Source organism: Entomomonas asaccharolytica (assembly GCF_016653615.1).
GTDB classification, from domain to species: domain Bacteria; phylum Pseudomonadota; class Gammaproteobacteria; order Pseudomonadales; family Pseudomonadaceae; genus Entomomonas; species Entomomonas asaccharolytica.
Genome location: NZ_CP067393.1, coordinates 3,029,365 through 3,049,408 on the forward strand (window position 1 = coordinate 3,029,365; position 20,044 = coordinate 3,049,408).

A 20,044-nucleotide genomic window follows, 5' to 3' on the forward strand; every position below is an offset into this window, starting at 1 on the left:
ATTAATCCTCCACTCTTAGAAGGTAATAAGCCTTATTGATCATGCCACGGTTTTCTGGAGTATCTAATACTTCAACAGTGTGACCAATACGACGTAGACCTAACCCTTTAACACAAGCTTTATGGTTCGCTAAACGACCATTAGTACTTTTGATAAGAGTTACTTTTACTTTGTTAGCAGTAGCCATGATTATAGAATCTCCTCTACTGTTTTACCGCGCTTAGTAGCTACAGCATCAGGAGACTGCATATCTCTTAAACCTTTAAAAGTTGCATACACAACGTTTACAGGATTAGTAGAACCATAGCACTTAGCTAATACGTTTTGTACACCTGCTACTTCTAATACAGCACGCATAGCACCACCAGCGATGATACCAGTACCTTCAGAGGCTGGCTGCATGTAAACTTTAGAAGCACCGTGTACTGATTTAATTGGATACTGTAAAGTAGTGCCATTTAAATCAACTTGAATCATATTGCGACGTGCGGCTTCCATTGCTTTTTGGATAGCGGCTGGTACTTCACGTGATTTACCACGACCAAAACCAACACGACCTTTACCATCACCTACTACAGTTAATGCAGTAAAAGTAAAGATACGACCACCTTTAACAGTTTTAGCCACACGATTTACTTGAACTAACTTCTCAATGTAACCTTCGTCGCGGCTTTCTTTCTCTTCGCGATTATCGCGATCTCGTCTTTGCTCTGCCATAATTTAGAACTCCAACCCGCCTTCACGAGCAGCATCAGCTAACGCCTTCACGCGACCATGATATTTAAAACCTGAACGGTCAAAGGCTAGTTTGGTTACACCAGCAGCTTTAGCACGAGTCGCAATTAATTGACCTACTTTTTTAGCTGCCTCAATATTACCTGTTGCACCATCACGCAATTCTTTATCCAGCGTAGAAGCACAAGCTAATACTTTGCCACCATCAGCTGCAATAACCTGCGCATAAATATGCTGGGAAGAGCGGTACACGCAGAGACGTACAACTTCCAGCTCGCGCATTCTTAAACGTGCTTGACGTGCACGGCGCAAACGAGTTTCTTTTTTGTCGCTCATTTTCTATGTCCTACTTCTTCTTAGCTTCTTTACGATGGACAGTTTCATCTGCATAACGCACACCTTTACCTTTATATGGCTCTGGTGGACGGAAACCGCGAACTTCAGCTGCTACTTGTCCAACTAATTGTTTATCGATACCTTTAATCAAAATTTCAGTTTGAGTAGGCGTTTCTGCAGTGACACCTGCAGGTAATTGGTAATCGATTGGATGCGAAAAACCTAAAGTTAAGTTTAATACTTGACCTTTAGCTTGAGCTCTGTAACCAACACCATTTAATAATAGCTTACGCTCAAAGCCTTGGCTAACACCTAACACCATGTTATTAACTAAGGCGCGAGTAGTACCAGACATTGCTTTCACTTTAAGTTCAGCATTTTCACGTAAGGCAAATTTTAATTCAGAACCATCCTGTGTAATTTCTACGGCAGGATGAATTTTCATTTCTAAAGTACCTTTTGGGCCTTTAACTGAAAATTGATCTCCAGCGATTTTAACTTCAACCCCTGCTGGAATAGTAACGGGATTCTTAGCAACGCGTGACATGGCTAACTCCCCTTAGAATACTGTACAAAGTACTTCGCCACCAACACCGGCAGCGCGAGCAGCACGATCAGTCATCACACCTTTATTGGTAGAGATGATAGATACACCTAGACCACCACGTACTTTTGGCAGCTCAGAAGCTGACTTGTAGTTACGTAAGCCTGGACGACTAGCTCTTTTAAGTTCTTCAATAACGGGACGACCTTCGAAATATTTTAATTCGATAGTCAACTCGGGTTTTACGCTTTCACTAACTGAGTACCCTTGAATGTAACCTTCGTCTTGAAGAACTTTGGCTACAGCCACCTTTAATTTAGAGGATGGCATGCTTACAACTGACTTTTCAGCCATTTGGGCATTACGGATACGGGTTAGCATATCAGCTAACGGGTCCTGCATACTCATGGGCTATTTTTACTCCTAAAAATATAAAAGAACCTATTTTTATTATTTAAATCAATATAAATAGGCTACGAAACGCCAAAATGCTCCTCACAGAGATTCGGCGAGCCGAGTATTTTAACGACACAAAAAAAATAAGTCAAGCTATAAAGCTTGACTTATCTTATTTACAACTTAATTACTGAGTAATTACCAGCTAGCTTTCACTAAACCTGGCACATCACCACGCATTGCTGCTTCACGTAACTTGTTACGACCTAAACCGAACTTACGGTATACACCATGTGGACGGCCAGTGATGCGGCAACGGTTACGAATACGTGATTTACTAGCATCACGAGGTTGTTTTTGTAAAGCAACTTGTGCTTCCCAACGCTCTTCATCAGTAGATTTTGGGTTAACAATAATTGCTTTTAAAGCAGCACGCTTTGCAGCGTATTTAGCAACCGTTTGTTGACGTTTCAATTCACGGTTTTTCATGCTCATTTTAGCCATTGTCTAACTCCTAGTTACGGAATGGGAAGTTAAATGCACGTAATAATGCACGTCCTTCTTCATCCGTACGCGCTGTAGTGGTTACAGTAATATCTAAACCACGTAAAGCATCAATTTTATCGTAATCAATTTCTGGGAAAATGATTTGTTCTTTTACGCCCATGCTGTAATTTCCACGTCCGTCAAAAGACTTGGCATTTAAGCCACGGAAATCACGTACACGTGGTAAAGAGATCGAAATCAAACGATCCAAAAACTCATACATACGATCACGACGTAAAGTAACCTTGATACCAATTGGCCAACCTTCACGAACCTTGAAACCCGCAATTGATTTACGCGCTTTAGTAACCACTGCTTTTTGACCTGTGATTTTCTCAAGATCAGCTAAAGCATTTTCAATTACTTTTTTATCGCCAATTGCTTCACCAAGACCCATGTTAAGGGTGATTTTGGTAATGCGAGGAACTTCCATCACATTAGCTAATTTTAATTCGTCCTTTAACTTAGGAAGAATTTGTTCTTTGTAAACTTTTTCTAGACGTGCCATGGTTATTTACCTTCCTTCTCAAGCGTCAATCGGTTGTTGATTGGACTTGAAGATACGAACCTTAACACCATCTTCAAATTTAAAACCTACGCGATCTGCTTTGCTAGTTTCTGAATTGAAAATAGCAACATTCGAGATATGCAAAGGTGCTTCTTTCTCAACAATACCGCCTTGAGTACCAGCTTGTGGATTAGGCTTAGTATGGCGTTTAACCATATTAATACCACTTACAATCACACGATCATCAGCAAGCACTTTAACGATACGGCCGCGCTTACCTTTATCTTTACCGGCGATGACGATAATTTCGTCATCTCGACGAATCTTCTTCATAGCGCCTCTCCTTACAACACTTCTGGAGCAAGTGAGACGATTTTCATAAACTTCTCAGTACGAAGTTCACGAGTTACTGGTCCAAAGATACGGGTACCAATCGGCTCTTGCTTATTGTTTAATAACACAGCTGCGTTATCATCAAAACGGATTAAAGAACCATCCTGACGACGAACACCATGACGAGTACGTACAACTACCGCAGTCATCACTTGCCCTTTTTTAACTTTACCACGTGGGATGGCTTCTTTCACAGCTACCTTAATGATGTCACCCACAGCAGCATAACGACGGTGAGAACCACCTAATACTTTAATGCACATCACACGACGTGCACCACTGTTATCTGCCACATCTAGCATTGATTGAGTCTGAATCATATATTTTCTCCGACCCTCTTACACTGCGTCCGCACGTTCAACAACTTCCACCAATGTCCAAGCTTTAGTCTTGGATAGTGGACGCGTTTCACGAATGGTAACTGTGTCGCCAATGCGACATTGATTAGTCTCATCGTGCGCATGTAATTTAGTAGAACGTTTAACATACTTACCATAGATTGGGTGTTTTACACGACGCTCAATCAATACAGTAATTGTTTTGTCCATTTTATCGCTAGTCACACGACCCATAAGCGTGCGAACGGTTTTTTGAGCTTCAGCCATAATCACTTACCTGCCTGCTTCTGCTTCGCGGTCAACTCGGTTTTAAGGCGAGCGATATCACGTTTAACCTGTTTGAGCAAGTGAACTTGACCTAACTGACCAGTCGCTTTTTGCATACGCAAATTAAACTGATCACGCAATAAGCCCATGATTTGCTCGTTAATTTGTTCTACGGAAAGATTCCGTACTTCTTCACGTCTTTGTTTTAATTTCATTACATCACCGTCCGCTTAACAAAAGAGGTGGGAATAGGAAGTTTAGCTGCAGCAAGTGCAAAAGCTTCACGGGCTAATACTTCTGAAACGCCTTCAATTTCGTAAAGAACTTTACCAGGTTGAATTTGTGCTACCCAGTATTCTACGCCACCTTTACCTTTACCCATACGAACCTCTAAAGGTTTCTTGGTAATTGGCTTATCAGGAAACACACGAATCCAGATTTTACCACCACGCTTAACGTGACGTGTGAGAGCACGACGTGCTGCTTCGATTTGACGAGCAGTTAAACGACCGCGTCCAGTAGCTTTCAGCGCGTACTCGCCAAAACTCACTTTGCTACCGCGATGAGCAAGACCACGGTTATGACCCGTCATCTGCTTTCTAAATTTTGTACGCTTTGGTTGTAACATTTGGCGTACCCCTTACTTAGCAGCTTTTTTACGAGATGTAGGTGCTGGTTTAGTTTCTTCTAATTGGCCACCGATAACTTCGCCTTTGAAGATCCAAACTTTAACACCGATTACACCATAAGTAGTGTGTGCTTCATAGGTTGCATAATCGATATCTGCACGAAGTGTATGTAAAGGAACACGGCCTTCACGATACCATTCGCTACGAGCGATTTCTGCACCACCTAAGCGACCGCTTACCTGAATCTTGATACCTTTAGCACCAAGACGCATTGCGCTCTGTACCGCACGTTTCATTGCACGACGGAACATAACACGACGCTCTAACTGCTGGGCAACACCTTGTGCTACTAACATTGCGTCTAATTCTGGTTTACGAATTTCTTCAATATTAATATGAACGGGAACACCCATTTGTTTGGTCAGGTCCTGACGTAACTTTTCCACATCTTCACCTTTTTTCCCAATAACAATACCAGGACGTGCAGTGTGAATAGTAATACGTGCACTTTGAGCTGGACGAGCAATGTCGATTCGGCTCACGGACGCGTTTTTTAATTTATCTTGGAGATAACCACGAACTTTCAAGTCAGTATTTAGATAATCCGCATAGTTTTTGCGGTCTGCATACCAAACAGAAGTGTGCTCCTTTACGATTCCTAGGCGTATGCCAGTAGGATGTACTTTCTGACCCATCTGATCGACTCCGTTACTTTTCGATAACTTTAACAGTGATATGACAAGACCGTTTAACAATACGATCAGCACGACCTTTTGCACGAGGAAGCATACGTTTTAAAGAACGCCCTTCGTCCACATAAACAGCATGAATTTTCAGGTCATCAATGTCAAAGCCCTTATTTTGTTCAGCATTTGCAATCGCTGACTCAAGCACTTTCTTAAATAACGGAGCAGCTTTTTTACTGCTGAACGTTAGTAAATTAAGTGCAGTGCCAATCTCCTTCCCACGAATTTGATCAGCTACTAAGCGAGCTTTCTGAGCAGAAATACGAGCACCTGATAATTTCGCAGATACTATCTTATCTTTGTCTTCTTTCATTATGCTCACCTATTAACGCTTGGCTTTCTTATCTGCCGCGTGACCACGATATGTACGGGTAGCAGCAAACTCGCCTAATTTATGGCCAACCATATCTTCATTCACAAGTACTGGTACGTGTTGACGACCATTGTGAACAGCGATAGTTAAACCTACCATTTGTGGCAATATCATAGAACGACGTGACCAAGTTTTAATTGGTTTACGATCATTCTTTTCAACAGCCGTTTCGATCTTCTTCAATAGGTGAAGATCGATAAAAGGACCTTTCTTTAACGAACGTGGCATTATCGTATCCTCACTTATTTACGACGACGGACAATCATATTGTCAGTACGTTTATTAGTACGAGTTTTCTTACCTTTGGTTTTGATACCCCAAGGCGTAACTGGGTGACGACCACCAGAAGTACGACCTTCACCACCACCATGTGGATGGTCTACCGGGTTCATTGCCACACCACGTACTGTAGGACGAATACCACGCCAGCGGCTTGCACCAGCCTTACCTAATGAACGTAAGCTATGTTCACCATTTGATACTTCACCTAAGGTAGCACGACATTCTGATAAGATTTTACGCATTTCGCCAGAACGTAAACGTACAGTTACATAAGCACCTTCACGGGCAACTAACTGTACAGAAGCACCCGCAGAACGAGCAATTTGTGCACCTTTACCAGGTTTCATTTCGATACAGTGAATCGTACTACCTACTGGGATATTACGTAATGGTAATGTATTACCCGCTTTAATTGGTGCATGAGCACCAGCGATTATTTGATCGCCAGCTTTAACACCTTTAGGCGCAATAATATAACGACGTTCACCATCTGCATATTTCAATAAAGCGATATGTGCAGTACGGTTTGGATCGTATTCAATACGCTCTACAACCGCTGGAATACCATCTTTATCATTGCGACGGAAATCAACTAAACGGTAATGTTGCTTATGTCCACCACCAATATGGCGCGTAGTGATACGACCATTATTGTTACGACCACCAGACTTAGACTTTTTCTCAAGTAATGGTGCATATGGAGCACCTTTGTGTAACTCAGGAGTTACTACTTTAACTACGAAACGACGTCCTGCTGAGGTCGGTTTGCATTTAACTATAGCCATGGATGCACCCTACCTTATTTATCTTGAGCAGCTAATGATTCAATAACACTGCCTGGCTTAAGAACAACGTAGGCTTTTTTCCAATCGCTTTCTTTACCTTTTGCAAAACGAATACGTTTTGAAGTTTTACCAGACATTTCTCTTTTGACCTTACCTTTAACATTTAAGGTCATCACTTTAGCTACTTCAACTTTGAATAGTTTTTCAACTGCTTCTTTGATCTCAACTTTATTAGCAGTAGCAGCTACTTTAAAAGCAATGCGATCTTGACCGCCTTCTTCTAAAATAAGTTCTGACTTCTCAGTATGGAGAGGGGCAAGAAGAACCTTGTATAAACGAGCTTGTTCAAAACTCATGCCAATACCTCCTCAATTTTCTTAATAGCAGGTACAGTAATCAATACCTTTTCATAAGCAATTAAACTGACAGGATCAGAACCACTTGCTTCTACATAATCTACATGAGGTAGGTTACGAGCTGCTAACCATAGGTTAGTATCAAAAGCATCAGTTATGATTAATACATCTTTTAACTCTAATGCTTGCAGTTTATTCACTAATTCTTTAGTTTTTGGCGCATCAACAGCAAAATTTTCAACCACTACTAAACGATCAGTACGCGCAAGTTCAGATAAAATTGAACGAATCGCTGCACGATACATTTTGCGGTTAATTTTTTGTGAATGATCTTGTGGCTTAGCTGCAAAAGTAGTACCACCGCTACGCCAGATTGGGCTACGAGTAGATCCAGCACGTGCGCGACCAGTACCTTTTTGACGCCAAGGTTTTTTACCACCACCAGATACTTCGGCACGTGTTTTTTGCGCGCGAGTTCCTTGACGACCAGCAGCCATATAAGCTACCACGGCTTGGTGGATTAATGTTTCATTGTACTTTGCATCGAACACAGCTTGATTAACTTCGATAGCTTGCGCACCATTTACATTTAATTGCATTCTTTATTCCCCCTTAACCGCGAGCTTTAACAGCAGGACGTACGATCACATCACTACCAGTAGCACCAGGAACAGCTCCTTTCACTAATAGTAAGTTGCGCTCAACGTCAACACGAACGATTTGTAGGGACTGCACAGTAACGCGCTCAGCACCTAAGTGACCAGACATTTTCTTACCTTTGAAAACACGACCAGGAGTCTGACACTGACCGATAGAGCCTGGCACACGGTGAGACACTGAGTTACCATGCGTATTGTCTTGACCACGGAAATTCCAACGCTTAATAGTACCAGCAAATCCTTTACCTTTAGATTGACCAGTTACGTCAACCATTTGACCAGCTTCGAACATATCAACTTTAAGTTCGTCACCAGCTTGGTATTCGCCATCTTCTAAACGGAATTCTAAAACGCCACGACCAGCAGCTACTTTAGCTTTAGCAAAGTGACCAGCTTGTGGCTTGGAAACGCGAGAAGTACGACGCTCACCTACTGTAACTTGTACAGCACGGTAGCCATCAGTTTCTTCTGATTTGAATTGAGTAACTCGATTTGGTTCCACTTCAATAACAGTAACTGGAATCGAGATACCTTCTTCGGTAAAAATGCGAGTCATACCGCATTTACGACCGATAACACCAATTGTCATATTTATACCTCTATAAGTGTACGGGGCTTTCACCCGCTATGGCCGCCCATTTCAGAGCGTTACACGACTAAGGAAATAACCTTAGCCGAGGCTGATTTGCACTTCTACACCAGCTGCAAGATCAAGCTTCATTAACGCATCAACTGTTTTATCAGTTGGTTGCACGATATCTAATACTCTTTTATGAGTACGAATTTCATATTGATCACGCGCGTCTTTATTAACGTGCGGAGAAATCAATACAGTAAATCTCTCTTTACGAGTTGGTAATGGTATTGGACCACGAACTTGAGCCCCAGTACGTTTCGCAGTATCTACGATTTCCTGAGTTGATTGATCGATCAAGCGGTGATCAAATGCCTTTAACCGAATACGAATTTGTTGGTTTTGCATGTTGACCTCAGACTCTAATAACTTTCAACAGGCGGACTATGCCCACTGAAAAGAGGCGCAATTCTACGGTGTGTTAAGTACAGTGTCAATCATTAATCGCTTTTTATTTGAGCATCTTAATGTTCATTCATCTACTGTTAAATAATGAACCTAAGCCATATAGGTATCTATAGAAAGATTAACCACACTATCTTGTAGAAATAATTTGTTACATATTTATAAAATATAAATTATTTACTAACCACTTAACAACTGTTCAGTAATTTCTTGGATTAATGTTTGATTAATAGAACAAAGTACAGAACAATCTAACAATCCTTGCTCTCTATAATTATTCAATGTCTTACCCTCAAGCACTAAATACTCTTTACCTGAGTTACGCTCATATATACGTAATCTGGGATTAGCACAATCAAGCCACGCATCTATCATATAAATCATAGCTTATCCTCACTAGTAAACAAACTTTAAATGAGAATAATTATTATTAATATTTAAATCAGGTATTATTTTATAATAAGTGTAAAAAATGATCTAGCTTAATTTATTATAGAAAGGGTTTAATTAGATTTTTAATAATCTTAAAAAGCTAGTTTACTAATATAGTTATAACACCAAAAAATGAACTCGCTTGAACTCACTAAGAAATTATAGAAATTTAATTTTCCATAGCTTTTTAAATTACTATTAATATGTTCTAGCCACAGAAAACTCTGTTAAATCAATCAGAGCTGATTTATAAGTACTATCTGGTAAAATAGCTAAATAATTAATTGCTTTAGCAGCATAATCCCTTGCCAATTGCGCAGTATAATCTAGAGCACCTGTTTCTTGCACAATTTGATTAATCAACTCTAATTGGTCAGTGCCACCTTTTTGAATAGCTCTACGAACAATTGCTGATTGTTCTGCATTACCATGCTTCATTGCATAGATAAGCGGTAAGGTAGGTTTACCCTCTGCTAAGTCATCACCAACATTTTTACCAAGATCATCAGTACTGCCACGATAATCCAATAAATCATCTACTAATTGGAAAGCAATACCTAACGCATCACCAAAACAACGTAATGCTTCACATTGTTCGGGAGTTGCTTTAGCTAATACGCCTGCACTATGGGTGGAGGCCTCAAATAACATGGCTGTTTTTCCGCGGATCACTTGCATATAGATTTCTTCAGTGGTGCTAGCGTCACGCACACGGGATAACTGCAATACTTCACCTTCTGCAATAATTCGAGTAGCATGGGAAATTACTTGCATAATATGCATAGAATCTAACTTAACCATCATTTCAAAGGCGCGAGTATATAAAAAATCACCGACTAATACGCTGGGGGCATTTCCCCAAATAGCATTAGCCGTCGAACGACCACGACGTAAACCAGAAGCATCCACCACATCATCATGCAATAAAGTGGAAGTATGAATAAACTCGATAAGCCCTGCTAATAAACAAAGATCGTCACTCTTTTTACCTACTGCATTACCCGCTAATAATACTAATAGAGGACGCAAACGTTTCCCGCCAGCCGAAATAATATATTCTGCGATTTGTTCAACTAAAGGCACATCAGATACTAGTTGACGACGTATAATATCATCGACTCTAGCAAAATCCTCAGCAATAACCTGATAAAAACTTTGAGTTTTGGTTTGAACAGTCACTCTATATATTCCTTAAAAATATTGTGCGTAATGCTAGGTGGGCAACTAGCAAGTGTCAAGTATTTATGCTAGATAAATAGTATTGATAGACTGCTTATAATAAAGTCTAGTTATCACTATAAGCTCTTAATAGGTTGTATTCGTCTCTAGCATCTTCATCAACAACTACTGAACCTATAGACTCACAAGGATGTACATTTGAACCTCTCTTCTTTATACCTGAAATCCAATATTCCTCACCAGTTTCGAGATCATTATAATTTTCGTTTACTCCTTTACCCTTATTGCTAACAAATGCTTTACCTTTGTAATAAATAGTTTTGCCAGTCTTTGAAAAACTCACCCAACCAGTACATGCGTTAGCATCATTAATTAAGCCTTCCTTATTTTCTATATACATAACACGTTTGGTTTGCCCTAAGGTAAGTTGATTAGATTTCATAACAAGTTCCTTTAATAAACTAATCTTTTATAAATATATAGTTTGGGTATATTTTAACTATATACTAGACTCTATCTTAAAAAATCCCTATGTCTTTATGGTTGTTTATACGGCAAAACTATAATAATTTATAAATCCACTTGATTAGTTATAATAAGCAGAGTAAAATTCCAGCCCCTGAATTCCCTCAGGTAACTACCTGTCACGCAATAGCTTAGTGTTTTCCAGCACTTAGCAGCCATGCCAGACCAATTATACTGATGATAAAGCGTCGGGTGAGCAGGACTAACGGAGATTATTTTAAATGTATGCAGTAATTGTAACTGGCGGCAAACAATACAAAGTCGCTGAAGGTGAATACCTTAAAGTTGAAAAACTAGAAGTTCCTACTGGTGAAACTATCACTATTGATAAAGTACTTTTAGTTGCTAATGGTGAACAAGTTAATATTGGTGCCCCTGTAGTAGAAGGCGCTAAAGTTACCGCTGAAGTGATCAGCCAAGGTCGTCACGACAAAGTAAGAATTATTAAATTCCGTCGTCGTAAGCACCACATGAAACGTCAGGGTCACCGTCAATGGTACACTGAAATCAAGATTACTGGTATTTCTGCCTAAGACCTTTTTGAGGAGTATATAACTCATGGCACATAAGAAAGCTGGCGGTTCTACCCGCAACGGTCGTGATTCCGAATCCAAACGACTAGGTGTTAAATTATTTGGTGGACAAACTGTAAAAGCAGGTAACATCCTTGTTCGTCAACGTGGTACACAATTCCACCCAGGTTATGGTGTTGGTATTGGTAAAGACCATACTTTATTTGCTAAAGTAGATGGTGTTGTTAAGTTTGAAGTGAAAGGTCAATTTGGCCGTCGTTATGTGAGCATTGTAGCTGCATAAGTTCATTCTTTAAAAAAACCCTGTCTTTGGCAGGGTTTTTTTGTCTTTAGCTCAAGAAAATTTCTCTGCTAACTTGCAAACCCTCCATAACTAATTAAACTAATAAGCAAGCTAATTAAAAGTCCGTCGCGAGACGAAGGTAAATTATGAAATTTGTTGATGAAGTGTCTATTCATGTACAAGCTGGTGATGGCGGCAATGGTTGCATGAGCTTTAGACGAGAAAAATTTATTGAGAAAGGCGGCCCCAATGGTGGTGATGGTGGTGATGGCGGTTCTGTTTATCTAGAAGCCGCTGCTAACCTAAATACCTTAGTTGACTACCGTTACACTCGTCGCTTTCAGGCACAACGTGGGCAAAATGGCGGTAGCACTGATTGTACGGGCGCTAAGGGTGAGGATTTGATTCTACCAGTACCTATTGGTACTACAGTGATTGATGCCAACACCCAAGAAATTATTGGCGACCTAACCAAAGAAGGACAACGGTTAATGGTTGCCCAAGGTGGTTGGCATGGTTTAGGTAATACTCGCTTTAAGTCTAGTACTAACCGCGCACCAAGGCAAACCACACCTGGCAAACCTGGTGAAGCACGCGACCTCAAATTAGAACTGAAAGTAATTGCTGATGTAGGTTTATTAGGCTTACCTAATGCAGGCAAAAGTACTTTTATTCGCAGTGTTTCTGCGGCAAAAGCCAAGGTAGCAGACTATCCTTTTACTACTATTGTGCCTAATCTAGGCGTAGTTAGTGTTGGCAACTTTAAAAGCTTTGTAATTGCTGATATTCCTGGCCTTATTGAAGGTGCTTCTGATGGCAGTGGTTTAGGTACTCGTTTCTTAAAACATCTAACTCGTACTCGTTTACTATTGCATTTAGTGGATATGTTACCCTTAGATGGTAGTGATTCTGCTGATGCAGCTATCACTATTCTTAATGAACTAGAAAAATTTAGCCCATCGTTATTAGAACGTGACCGTTGGTTAGTTCTTAATAAAGCAGACCAATTATTAGAAGATGAACAACAAGAAGTACAACAAGCTATTGTTGAAAAACTACAATGGCAAGGCCCTGTTTATATTATTTCTGCTAGTGAGCGAGAAGGCACAGAATCACTCGCACAAGCAGTTATGCGCTATTTGGATGAGCGTACTTTACGCATTGAAGAAGACCCTGAATATGCAGAATACCTTAAAGATCTCGACCAACGTATTGAAGATGAAACACGTGCCCACCTACAAGGCTTAGATGATGCTAGAGCATTACGTCGCAGCGGCTTAAAAGCTAGTGAGGACACAGACGATATGGATGATTGGGATGAAGACGATGGAGATGGCCCAGAAATTATCTATGTAAGATAATAATAAAGTCTCTTACTATTCAATTAGTAAGAGACTTTTTAAAATTACTAAGTGTATGTGTTAAATATTTGACATAACTCTCATATTTATCGCAGAGTAATCAACTGAAGCTGCTGCCTCAGCAAACACTCTCAAGACTCCTATTAAAACAGAAGCTGTTACTGCAAAAAGTCCTGAATCATTTATATTAATATTTGCTTTATCTCTATTTTTCTCAAAAATATTGCCATAAATATTATTACACATACCTCCTTCAGTTTCTTTTAAAAGAATTTTATCATCTTGATCTGTAATAACAGTGATATGACAAAATTTATTTTGTATATAGGCAGTATTAGCTCCAGCAAAATATATAGGATTATTTAGCATACTATTCTCACCAACATTGCTATATCTTTTGTCCCACACATAACGATTATCTATTTGATAGGTTGGATTTCCAATTCTATTATTCACTTGATCTAATGTTTCGTAACTATTGAATAATGGCTCTTTATCTGTACTCATACAAGCAGTTAGCATTACCATTAAACAGATTATTATTATTCCTTTCATATTGTCTCTCCATCAAAGCAAGATAAATTTAGCAACAAACATACATTATCGTATGTTTATACGATAACTAATTATGGTAGATTTATCTAATATCTTTTTTAACTAAACAAATGTTTGAATTTTACAAAAGGTTATAAGCAATTATCAAAGGAGACAAGTAGTTATAAAAAAATAGAGAACTCTAGTTAGCAACTTAGCTAACTAGAGGTAAATTGATTATTTGAAAATTTTACCAGGATTCATAATATTATTAGGATCAAATACTGTTTTTACTGCACGCATATAATCAATTTCAGTTGCAGAGCGACTATACTCTAAATAATCACGCTTAACCAAACCCACCCCATGCTCAGCAGAAACTGAACCATTATATTTTTCTACCACCTCAAAAACTTTAGTATTTACCACAGCACACTTAGCAAAGAAATCTTCCTTATCTAAATTAGCAGGTTTTAAAATATTTAAATGCAAATTACCATCGCCAATATGACCATACCATAACACATCAAAATCTGGATAATCCGCTTTTACAATATTATCAATATCCGCTAAAAAAGCAGGCACTTTACTAACCGTTACTGATAAATCATTTTTGTAAGGTGTAAAGGGAGCAATGGTTTCTGAAATATCTTCACGTAGGCGCCATAAATTTTGCAATTGCTGCTCACTTTGGCTTATTACCCCATCTAATACCCAACCTTGCTCAACACAATGCTCAAAAACAGCCATTGCTTCATCCTTCATATTCTCTGTAATAGCTTCAAACTCTATTAAAGCATAGAAAGGATAACGATTATCAAAAGGTGCTGGAATATCACCACGATCTAAGATTTTTGCTAAACATTTATCAGAGAAAAACTCAAATGCAGTTAAATCTAACTTATTTTGGAAAGCATGTAAGACTGGCATGATAGAGTCAAAATCTGGTGTGCCCAACACTAACACGGTTAAATTACTAGGCTTACGTTCCAATTTAATGGTAGCTTCCACCACAAAACCTAAAGTACCCTCTGCACCAATAAATAAATTACGGAAATCATAGCCCGTAGCATTTTTAATTAGCCCTTTATTTAGGTCTAATAAATCGCCCTTACCTGTTACTACTTTTAAACCAGCCACCCAGTTTCTAGTCATCCCATAACGAATTACTTTAATACCACCTGCATTAGTGCCTATATTGCCACCAATTTGGCTAGAACCACTGGAAGCAAAGTCTACAGGGTAATATAACCCTTGCTCTTCTGCAAAAGTTTGTAATTGCTTAGTAACCAAACCAGGTTGGCAAACAACTTCACGATCAATCGCATTAAAATCTAGAATTTTATTCATATAATCAAAAGCAACCACCACTTCTTGATTATTAGCCACTGCTGCACCAGATAGTCCCGTACGACCACCTGAAGGAACTAAACCTATTTTATGCTGGTTTGCCCAGCGTACAATAGCTTGTACTTCCTCTATAGACTTTGGAAAAACAATAGCCAATGGATTAGGCGCATAAATTCGTGTCCAATCCTTGCCATAGTTTTCTAAAGAGTCTTTATCTGTTAATACTTTGCCAGGTTCTACTAATTGTTTTAATGATTCTAGAAGAGCATCATCGGTCATTTTTATTTAATCTCACAAAAAATTCATACAGAACTTGATAAAATATCCAGTTCCAACACACTAGAATGAATTAGAATATGCTAGCATAGATAGCTAATTTTAGCGTACTCTTAATTGTTAATTTTTTAAGAGATGATAGATATTATTTCTGATTTTTATTTAAAAGCGGACAGAGCAATGAGCAAAACTTCTTTAGACAAAAGCAAAATTAAATTTCTTCTCCTAGAAGGTATTCATCAATCTGCTATTGATACATTAAAAGCAGCTGGTTATGAAAATATCGAGGCTATTTCGGGCTCACTCCCAGAGGAAGAACTAAAAGAAAAAATTGCCGATGTACACTTTATTGGTATCCGCTCACGTACCCATTTAACCGCTGAAGTATTTGACTGTGCTAAAAAACTAATCGCAGTAGGCTGTTTTTGTATTGGTACTAACCAAGTTGATTTACAAGCTGCTTGTGAGCGCGGTATTGTGGTATTTAATGCTCCTTACTCAAATACTCGCTCTGTAGCAGAGTTAGTATTGGCGGAAGCTATATTACTACTACGTGGTATTCCAGAAAAAAATATGGTTTGTCATCGTGGCGGTTGGTTAAAATCTGCTAATAACTCCTTTGAAATCAGAGGTAAAACCCTTGGTATTATAGGTTATGGCTCTATTGGTACACAACTTTCAATTCTAGCTGAAGGGCTAGGTATGCATGTTATTTTTTATGATGTGGTTAATAAATTATCACTTGGCAATGCTAAACCTACAGATACCTTACAAGAACTATTAGCCACTGCTGATATCGTAACCCTACACGTTCCAGAGCTTCCTTCTACCAAGTGGATGATTGGTGAAAAAGAAATTCGCCAAATGAAACAAGGCAGTATTTTAATTAATGCATCTCGTGGTACTGTAGTAGAAATTGAAGCATTAGCCAATTCTATTAAAGACAAACACCTAAGTGGTGCTGCTATTGATGTATTCCCAGTTGAACCTCGTAGCAATAAAGATGAATTCCAAAGCCCATTACGTGGTTTAGATAATGTTATCTTAACCCCACATATTGGTGGCTCAACGATGGAAGCTCAGAAAAATATTGGCGTTGAGGTAGCTGAAAAATTAATTAAATACAGTGATAATGGTTCATCTATTACAGCTGTAAACTTCCCTGAAGTTGCCTTGCCTTCTCACCCAGATATTCACCGTATACTACATGTTCACCAAAATATTCCAGGTGTGATGAGTGAAATTAACAAAGTATTTTCTGATAATGGCATCAATGTTTGTGGGCAATATTTACAAACCAATGAAAAAGTGGGTTATGTAGTCATTGACTTAGATGCAAAATCATCCGAACTTGCTCAAGAAAAATTACAACAAGTTAAAGGTACTATTCGCTGTCGTGTATTATTCTAATTGAGAATAATATTTATTTTCAAAAAACCTCAACATCCGTTGAGGTTTTTTTATATACTAATCCTTATAAAAATCATTATATAGAGGATTAATATGATAGCAGAAGCATACGTGGAAACATCAACCCCATCAAAATACATAAATAGACTATGTAAACATTTCGCTCATAAAGTTACAGTTACTTATGATGATAATCAAGGTGAAATACAATTCAAAATAGGAAAAGGTTATATAGAAAAAGTTACAGATGGATTAAAACTAAAAGCAGAAGCAGATAACCAAAATGATCTACAAGAAGTGATTGATATTATGGATAGACATTTTGTAAGAGTAGCATGGCAAGAAGAACTAACATTAACTTGGCAATAGAAATTCTATTATTCTAAAACTAAACCAACTTATTATAAGAATATTAAATTATTGACAACTTTTAGGCAAATACTGCTTACTAATATTAGGACTTGAACAATGCCATACAAACGAACCTGATGTAGGAGCCATTGTCAACAAAAGAGACCTGCCTTGAATTTCTTTATAGACACCGCTAGACCGCATAACTGCTTCTATTTGACACATTCCTATCATTGTCTGATTACCATAAATAAATGAAGTAACTGTTGCATCTCCTGTTTTTACTTCGGAAACGTAGCGACCTGAAATATCTGAACTTTTAGCTAATCCTTCAATAGCTTGTGAAGTATTATTTGGACAAAAACCCTTACTACCATAAAATTCTGATAAAGGTGATTTTTGACCACTAGCTAAACTTAAAGCTTCAACCATTTGAGTACGAGCACTGTAGTCAAAATAAGCAGGAATTGCAATTGCTGCAATAATTCCTATGATTGCTATCACAATCATCAATTCAATTAAGGTAAATCCTTTTTGGTACAAGATAACCATAGGGTAACCCTTTTTAAGTTTAAACCCTTACCATTTTAAGGTAAGGGTTTAAATTAATAGAAGCTAATCTATATATTAAATTCCAGTACAAGATTTTGGTAAATATTTACTTTCAATCTTTGTACTAACACAATTCCATACAAATGAACCTGAAGTAGGAGCCATTTGTAATTTTAAATCTCCACCTTGGATATCTTTATTAACACCAGCACCTCTCATTGTTGCTTCAATAGCACAAACTGAAGTAAAGGTAGTTCCATCAACTGTAAATGTACCAGTATCGTCTACTATTGTAACTGAGTCTACATAACGACCAGTAATAGTAGATGCTTTTGCAATACCACCAACAATAGCAGTAGAGTTATCTGGGCAACTACCTTCAGTACCATAATACTCAGAGAGTGGACCTTTTTGACCAGATGCTAAGCTTAACGCTTCAGAAATTTGAGCACGACCTAAGTAATCTTGGTAAGCGGGAATTGCAATCGCTGCTAGAATACCAATAATTGCAATTACGATCATTAATTCGATTAAAGTAAAACCTTTTTGCATAGTTTTCATGTTGTTTCTCCAATATATTTTAGTTTAGACCAAGGGAGTTATACTAAATATTACATACCCTCTGACTAATAATAAATAAGCATATAGTATGCCAATTTTTAAAATAATATTACTTAATATGAAAATAATCTATTAATTCAACATGTTATAAAGCAAAAATTTTCTTTAACTTTAAATTATTCTTGTTATTAATTTTATAAGTTTAGAATAAAATGAAAACAAGTGACATTTTTTGTCATGCATGTACAATTTATTACATTTAATAATCAAAAAAATATCTCTTCTTTTTAAACTTCCACAAATACAAACTAGTTAACTAAAAACAAATACAGAAATTACAGATAGACAATTAAACACAAAACCTACTGATAAAGATATATGGATTAATGAATCTGCACCTAAAGGACATGGTCGCTTTATTGCTCGAATAACTCCAAGTGATGAACGTTTATTTTACTTTCGCTATACCGACTCAAAAGGAAAACGTGTTCGATTACCTATAGGTTCATACCATAAGGATGGTATTAAAGGTCTAACAGTTAAAGAAGCACGAAAAAAAGCAAGAGAACTATCAGACTTATATATCTCAGGCATTGTAGATTTAAGAGAATACCTTGAAACTAAACAAGCTACAATAACTGCCCAATATGAAAAAGAACTAGCTCAATTAGAAAAGGAAAAAGAAGAAGCCAAAGCTATTAAGCAAGCATTGGATTCAAGATTAACTGTTCGAGATTTATTTGAACACTGGATGAAAATAGATCTTACCAATCGAAAGGACAGTGGAGCTGAAGTTAGACGGATGTTTGAAAAAGATATATTTCCACAAATTGGTAATATGCATGCCGCTGATGTTAAAAAAGTGACATTATAAAAATAACAGATGATCTGTTAGCTAGAAAAGTATCACGCATGGCTAGAGTTGTCTTTTCTTTATTAAGACAAATGTTTCGCTTTGCTTTAGATAGAGACTTAGTTGATCAAGATCCTACTGCTACTATCCGTAAATCCAGAGCCTTTGGAAAAGATAATGAACGGGACAGAGTACTTACTGAAGATGAAATAAAAATTCTTGCCAAAGCAATCCCTAATGCAAGTTTACTTCTTACTACAGAAGCTGCCATTTGGATTACTTTAGGGACTTGTTGCCGAATTGGTGAACTGTTAATAGCACAATGGCAACATATAGACTTTACTAAAAGAACATGGACTATCCCCGCAGAGCATAGTAAAAATGGTAATGCTCATACTATTTTCTTATCAGATTTTGTTGTAGAACAATTTCAACAAATTCACTCTATTAATGGTAAATACAAGTGGTGTTATCCTAATAGCAAAAAAGATAACTATGTAAACTCAAAGACTATTACCAAACAACTCACTGACCGCCAGCGTAATTCTACAAATGAGATACTAACTGGCCGCACACAAAAATCTGACTCTCTATTATTACCTAATGGTAAATGGACACCGCACGACTTAAGGAGGACAGGTGCAACAATAATGACTTCATTAGGTGTTTTACCTGAAGTCGCTGAGCGTTGTTTAAATCATATTGAAGAAAACAAAATAAAGCGTACTTATCAACGCTATAGTTATAGTAAAGAAATGACAGATGCTTGGAATAAGCTTGGCAGCTATATTCATAAGCTTTTATTAAAATAATATAGACTCTAACTGGAATAATTAATATCTAATCGTACACATGTCTCGAAAAAGAGGAAATTACCCGTTTTGATAAAAATATCAAAGCCTTAATCAGAGC

At 37.9% G+C, this 20,044-nt stretch carries 34 protein-coding genes and 1 pseudogene; 8 read left to right on the forward strand and 27 right to left on the reverse strand.

The genetic code is table 11. From position 1 onward, the window contains the following. Position 1: 1 nt before the first annotated feature. The 23 genes from rpmD to JHT90_RS14265 form a co-directional block, all read right to left on the reverse strand. Positions 2-187: a 50S ribosomal protein L30 gene (rpmD, locus tag JHT90_RS14155; RefSeq protein ID WP_201092185.1), complete on the reverse strand. Its 186-nt coding sequence runs from the start codon at positions 185-187 to the stop codon at positions 2-4. 2 nt (positions 188-189) lie between these two features. Continuing rightward, positions 190-717 (reverse strand): 30S ribosomal protein S5, encoded by a 528-nt coding sequence (gene rpsE, locus JHT90_RS14160; protein ID WP_201092191.1) that lies wholly within the window; start codon positions 715-717, stop codon positions 190-192. 3 nt (positions 718-720) lie between these two features. Next, on the reverse strand, positions 721-1,071 hold the full coding sequence (rplR, locus tag JHT90_RS14165; RefSeq protein ID WP_201092196.1) for a 50S ribosomal protein L18: 351 nt from the start codon (positions 1,069-1,071) through the stop codon (positions 721-723). Between the two features lie 10 nt (positions 1,072-1,081). Then, complete coding sequence (gene rplF / locus JHT90_RS14170) at positions 1,082-1,618, reverse strand: 50S ribosomal protein L6 (RefSeq protein ID WP_201092198.1); 537 nt, start codon at positions 1,616-1,618, stop codon at positions 1,082-1,084. 12 nt (positions 1,619-1,630) lie between these two features. Next, complete coding sequence (rpsH, locus tag JHT90_RS14175) at positions 1,631-2,023, reverse strand: 30S ribosomal protein S8 (RefSeq protein ID WP_201092200.1); 393 nt, start codon at positions 2,021-2,023, stop codon at positions 1,631-1,633. A 186-nt stretch (positions 2,024-2,209) separates the two neighbouring features. Beyond that, complete coding sequence (gene rpsN / locus JHT90_RS14180; protein WP_201092207.1) at positions 2,210-2,515, reverse strand: 30S ribosomal protein S14; 306 nt, start codon at positions 2,513-2,515, stop codon at positions 2,210-2,212. Positions 2,516-2,525: 10 nt separating this feature from the next. Then, positions 2,526-3,065 (reverse strand): 50S ribosomal protein L5, encoded by a 540-nt coding sequence (gene rplE, locus JHT90_RS14185; RefSeq protein ID WP_201092208.1) that lies wholly within the window; start codon positions 3,063-3,065, stop codon positions 2,526-2,528. Positions 3,066-3,083: 18 nt separating this feature from the next. Further along, positions 3,084-3,398, reverse strand: coding sequence for a 50S ribosomal protein L24 (rplX, locus tag JHT90_RS14190; RefSeq protein WP_201092211.1), 315 nt, complete (start codon positions 3,396-3,398; stop codon positions 3,084-3,086). A gap of 11 nt (positions 3,399-3,409) precedes the next feature. After that, positions 3,410-3,778: a 50S ribosomal protein L14 gene (rplN, locus tag JHT90_RS14195; protein WP_201092214.1), complete on the reverse strand. Its 369-nt coding sequence runs from the start codon at positions 3,776-3,778 to the stop codon at positions 3,410-3,412. Between the two features lie 18 nt (positions 3,779-3,796). Continuing rightward, entirely contained in the window at positions 3,797-4,063 is a 267-nt protein-coding gene (gene rpsQ, locus JHT90_RS14200; protein WP_201092220.1) for a 30S ribosomal protein S17, read from the reverse strand. Between the two features lie 2 nt (positions 4,064-4,065). Beyond that, a complete protein-coding gene (gene rpmC, locus JHT90_RS14205) occupies positions 4,066-4,278 on the reverse strand; it encodes a 50S ribosomal protein L29 (protein ID WP_201092222.1) in 213 nt (70 codons plus the stop codon). After that, a complete protein-coding gene (gene rplP / locus JHT90_RS14210; protein WP_201092225.1) occupies positions 4,278-4,691 on the reverse strand; it encodes a 50S ribosomal protein L16 in 414 nt (137 codons plus the stop codon). Before rplP ends, rpmC begins: the two co-directional genes overlap by 1 nt. 12 nt (positions 4,692-4,703) lie before the next feature. Beyond that, positions 4,704-5,387, reverse strand: coding sequence for a 30S ribosomal protein S3 (rpsC, locus tag JHT90_RS14215; RefSeq protein ID WP_201092226.1), 684 nt, complete (start codon positions 5,385-5,387; stop codon positions 4,704-4,706). Between the two features lie 13 nt (positions 5,388-5,400). Further along, positions 5,401-5,751 carry a 50S ribosomal protein L22 gene (gene rplV / locus JHT90_RS14220; RefSeq protein WP_201095922.1) on the reverse strand — a complete coding sequence of 117 codons (351 nt, stop codon included), beginning with the start codon at positions 5,749-5,751 and terminating at the stop codon, positions 5,401-5,403. Between the two features lie 12 nt (positions 5,752-5,763). Next, positions 5,764-6,039: a 30S ribosomal protein S19 gene (rpsS, locus tag JHT90_RS14225; RefSeq protein ID WP_201092227.1), complete on the reverse strand. Its 276-nt coding sequence runs from the start codon at positions 6,037-6,039 to the stop codon at positions 5,764-5,766. A 14-nt stretch (positions 6,040-6,053) separates the two neighbouring features. Then, positions 6,054-6,878: a 50S ribosomal protein L2 gene (rplB, locus tag JHT90_RS14230; RefSeq protein WP_201092228.1), complete on the reverse strand. Its 825-nt coding sequence runs from the start codon at positions 6,876-6,878 to the stop codon at positions 6,054-6,056. A gap of 14 nt (positions 6,879-6,892) precedes the next feature. Continuing rightward, positions 6,893-7,234, reverse strand: a complete 342-nt coding sequence (rplW, locus tag JHT90_RS14235; protein ID WP_201092230.1) for a 50S ribosomal protein L23 — start codon at positions 7,232-7,234, stop codon at positions 6,893-6,895. Beyond that, on the reverse strand, positions 7,231-7,833 hold the full coding sequence (rplD, locus tag JHT90_RS14240; RefSeq protein ID WP_201092231.1) for a 50S ribosomal protein L4: 603 nt from the start codon (positions 7,831-7,833) through the stop codon (positions 7,231-7,233). Before rplD ends, rplW begins: the two co-directional genes overlap by 4 nt. Positions 7,834-7,846: 13 nt before the next feature. After that, the gene (gene rplC / locus JHT90_RS14245; protein ID WP_201092232.1) at positions 7,847-8,482 is read right to left on the reverse strand and encodes a 50S ribosomal protein L3; all 636 of its coding nucleotides are present in this window, start codon (positions 8,480-8,482) and stop codon (positions 7,847-7,849) included. Positions 8,483-8,563: 81 nt separating this feature from the next. After that, complete coding sequence (gene rpsJ / locus JHT90_RS14250) at positions 8,564-8,875, reverse strand: 30S ribosomal protein S10 (RefSeq protein WP_044501102.1); 312 nt, start codon at positions 8,873-8,875, stop codon at positions 8,564-8,566. 237 nt (positions 8,876-9,112) lie between these two features. Next, complete coding sequence (locus tag JHT90_RS14255; RefSeq protein WP_201092233.1) at positions 9,113-9,316, reverse strand: hypothetical protein; 204 nt, start codon at positions 9,314-9,316, stop codon at positions 9,113-9,115. 246 nt (positions 9,317-9,562) lie between these two features. Further along, a complete protein-coding gene (locus JHT90_RS14260; protein ID WP_201092234.1) occupies positions 9,563-10,543 on the reverse strand; it encodes a polyprenyl synthetase family protein in 981 nt (326 codons plus the stop codon). A 106-nt stretch (positions 10,544-10,649) separates the two neighbouring features. Beyond that, entirely contained in the window at positions 10,650-10,985 is a 336-nt protein-coding gene (locus JHT90_RS14265) for a hypothetical protein (protein ID WP_201092235.1), read from the reverse strand. A gap of 304 nt (positions 10,986-11,289) precedes the next feature. Here JHT90_RS14265 and rplU point away from each other — a divergent pair, with 304 nt between their 5' ends. The 3 genes from rplU to cgtA all read left to right on the forward strand — a co-directional run bounded on the left by rplU (position 11,290) and on the right by cgtA (position 13,245). Beyond that, positions 11,290-11,601, forward strand: coding sequence for a 50S ribosomal protein L21 (gene rplU, locus JHT90_RS14270; RefSeq protein ID WP_201092236.1), 312 nt, complete (start codon positions 11,290-11,292; stop codon positions 11,599-11,601). A 25-nt stretch (positions 11,602-11,626) separates the two neighbouring features. Beyond that, positions 11,627-11,884, forward strand: a complete 258-nt coding sequence (rpmA, locus tag JHT90_RS14275) for a 50S ribosomal protein L27 (RefSeq protein ID WP_201092238.1) — start codon at positions 11,627-11,629, stop codon at positions 11,882-11,884. Between the two features lie 146 nt (positions 11,885-12,030). Continuing rightward, complete coding sequence (gene cgtA / locus JHT90_RS14280) at positions 12,031-13,245, forward strand: Obg family GTPase CgtA (RefSeq protein ID WP_201092240.1); 1,215 nt, start codon at positions 12,031-12,033, stop codon at positions 13,243-13,245. A 60-nt stretch (positions 13,246-13,305) separates the two neighbouring features. Here the strand turns inward: cgtA and JHT90_RS14285 are convergent, their stop codons facing one another. Together JHT90_RS14285 and JHT90_RS14290 are read right to left on the reverse strand one after the other, a co-directional pair. Then, positions 13,306-13,800, reverse strand: coding sequence for a hypothetical protein (locus JHT90_RS14285; protein ID WP_201092242.1), 495 nt, complete (start codon positions 13,798-13,800; stop codon positions 13,306-13,308). A gap of 216 nt (positions 13,801-14,016) precedes the next feature. Further along, entirely contained in the window at positions 14,017-15,408 is a 1,392-nt protein-coding gene (locus JHT90_RS14290; RefSeq protein WP_201092244.1) for an FAD-binding oxidoreductase, read from the reverse strand. Positions 15,409-15,585: 177 nt separating this feature from the next. Here JHT90_RS14290 and serA point away from each other — a divergent pair, with 177 nt between their 5' ends. Further along, a complete protein-coding gene (gene serA, locus JHT90_RS14295) occupies positions 15,586-16,815 on the forward strand; it encodes a phosphoglycerate dehydrogenase (protein WP_201092247.1) in 1,230 nt (409 codons plus the stop codon). A gap of 93 nt (positions 16,816-16,908) precedes the next feature. Next, positions 16,909-17,184 carry a DUF2218 domain-containing protein gene (locus JHT90_RS14300; protein WP_236253973.1) on the forward strand — a complete coding sequence of 92 codons (276 nt, stop codon included), beginning with the start codon at positions 16,909-16,911 and terminating at the stop codon, positions 17,182-17,184. A 48-nt stretch (positions 17,185-17,232) separates the two neighbouring features. Here JHT90_RS14300 and JHT90_RS14305 read toward each other — a convergent pair whose 3' ends face one another. Further along, a complete protein-coding gene (locus JHT90_RS14305; protein WP_330893013.1) occupies positions 17,233-17,718 on the reverse strand; it encodes a pilin in 486 nt (161 codons plus the stop codon). A 75-nt stretch (positions 17,719-17,793) separates the two neighbouring features. Then, positions 17,794-18,279, reverse strand: a complete 486-nt coding sequence (locus JHT90_RS14310) for a pilin (RefSeq protein WP_201092249.1) — start codon at positions 18,277-18,279, stop codon at positions 17,794-17,796. Between the two features lie 382 nt (positions 18,280-18,661). Between JHT90_RS14310 and JHT90_RS15285 the strand changes: the two are divergent. The 3 genes and pseudogenes from JHT90_RS15285 to JHT90_RS15295 all read left to right on the forward strand — a co-directional run. Beyond that, positions 18,662-18,814: pseudogene (locus JHT90_RS15285) on the forward strand (site-specific integrase); the annotation flags it as partial. A 174-nt stretch (positions 18,815-18,988) separates the two neighbouring features. Next, a complete protein-coding gene (locus JHT90_RS15290) occupies positions 18,989-19,153 on the forward strand; it encodes a hypothetical protein (RefSeq protein WP_236253975.1) in 165 nt (54 codons plus the stop codon). A 38-nt stretch (positions 19,154-19,191) separates the two neighbouring features. Next, positions 19,192-19,944, forward strand: a complete 753-nt coding sequence (locus tag JHT90_RS15295) for a tyrosine-type recombinase/integrase (RefSeq protein ID WP_236253977.1) — start codon at positions 19,192-19,194, stop codon at positions 19,942-19,944. The last annotated feature ends 100 nt before the right edge of the window (positions 19,945-20,044 follow it).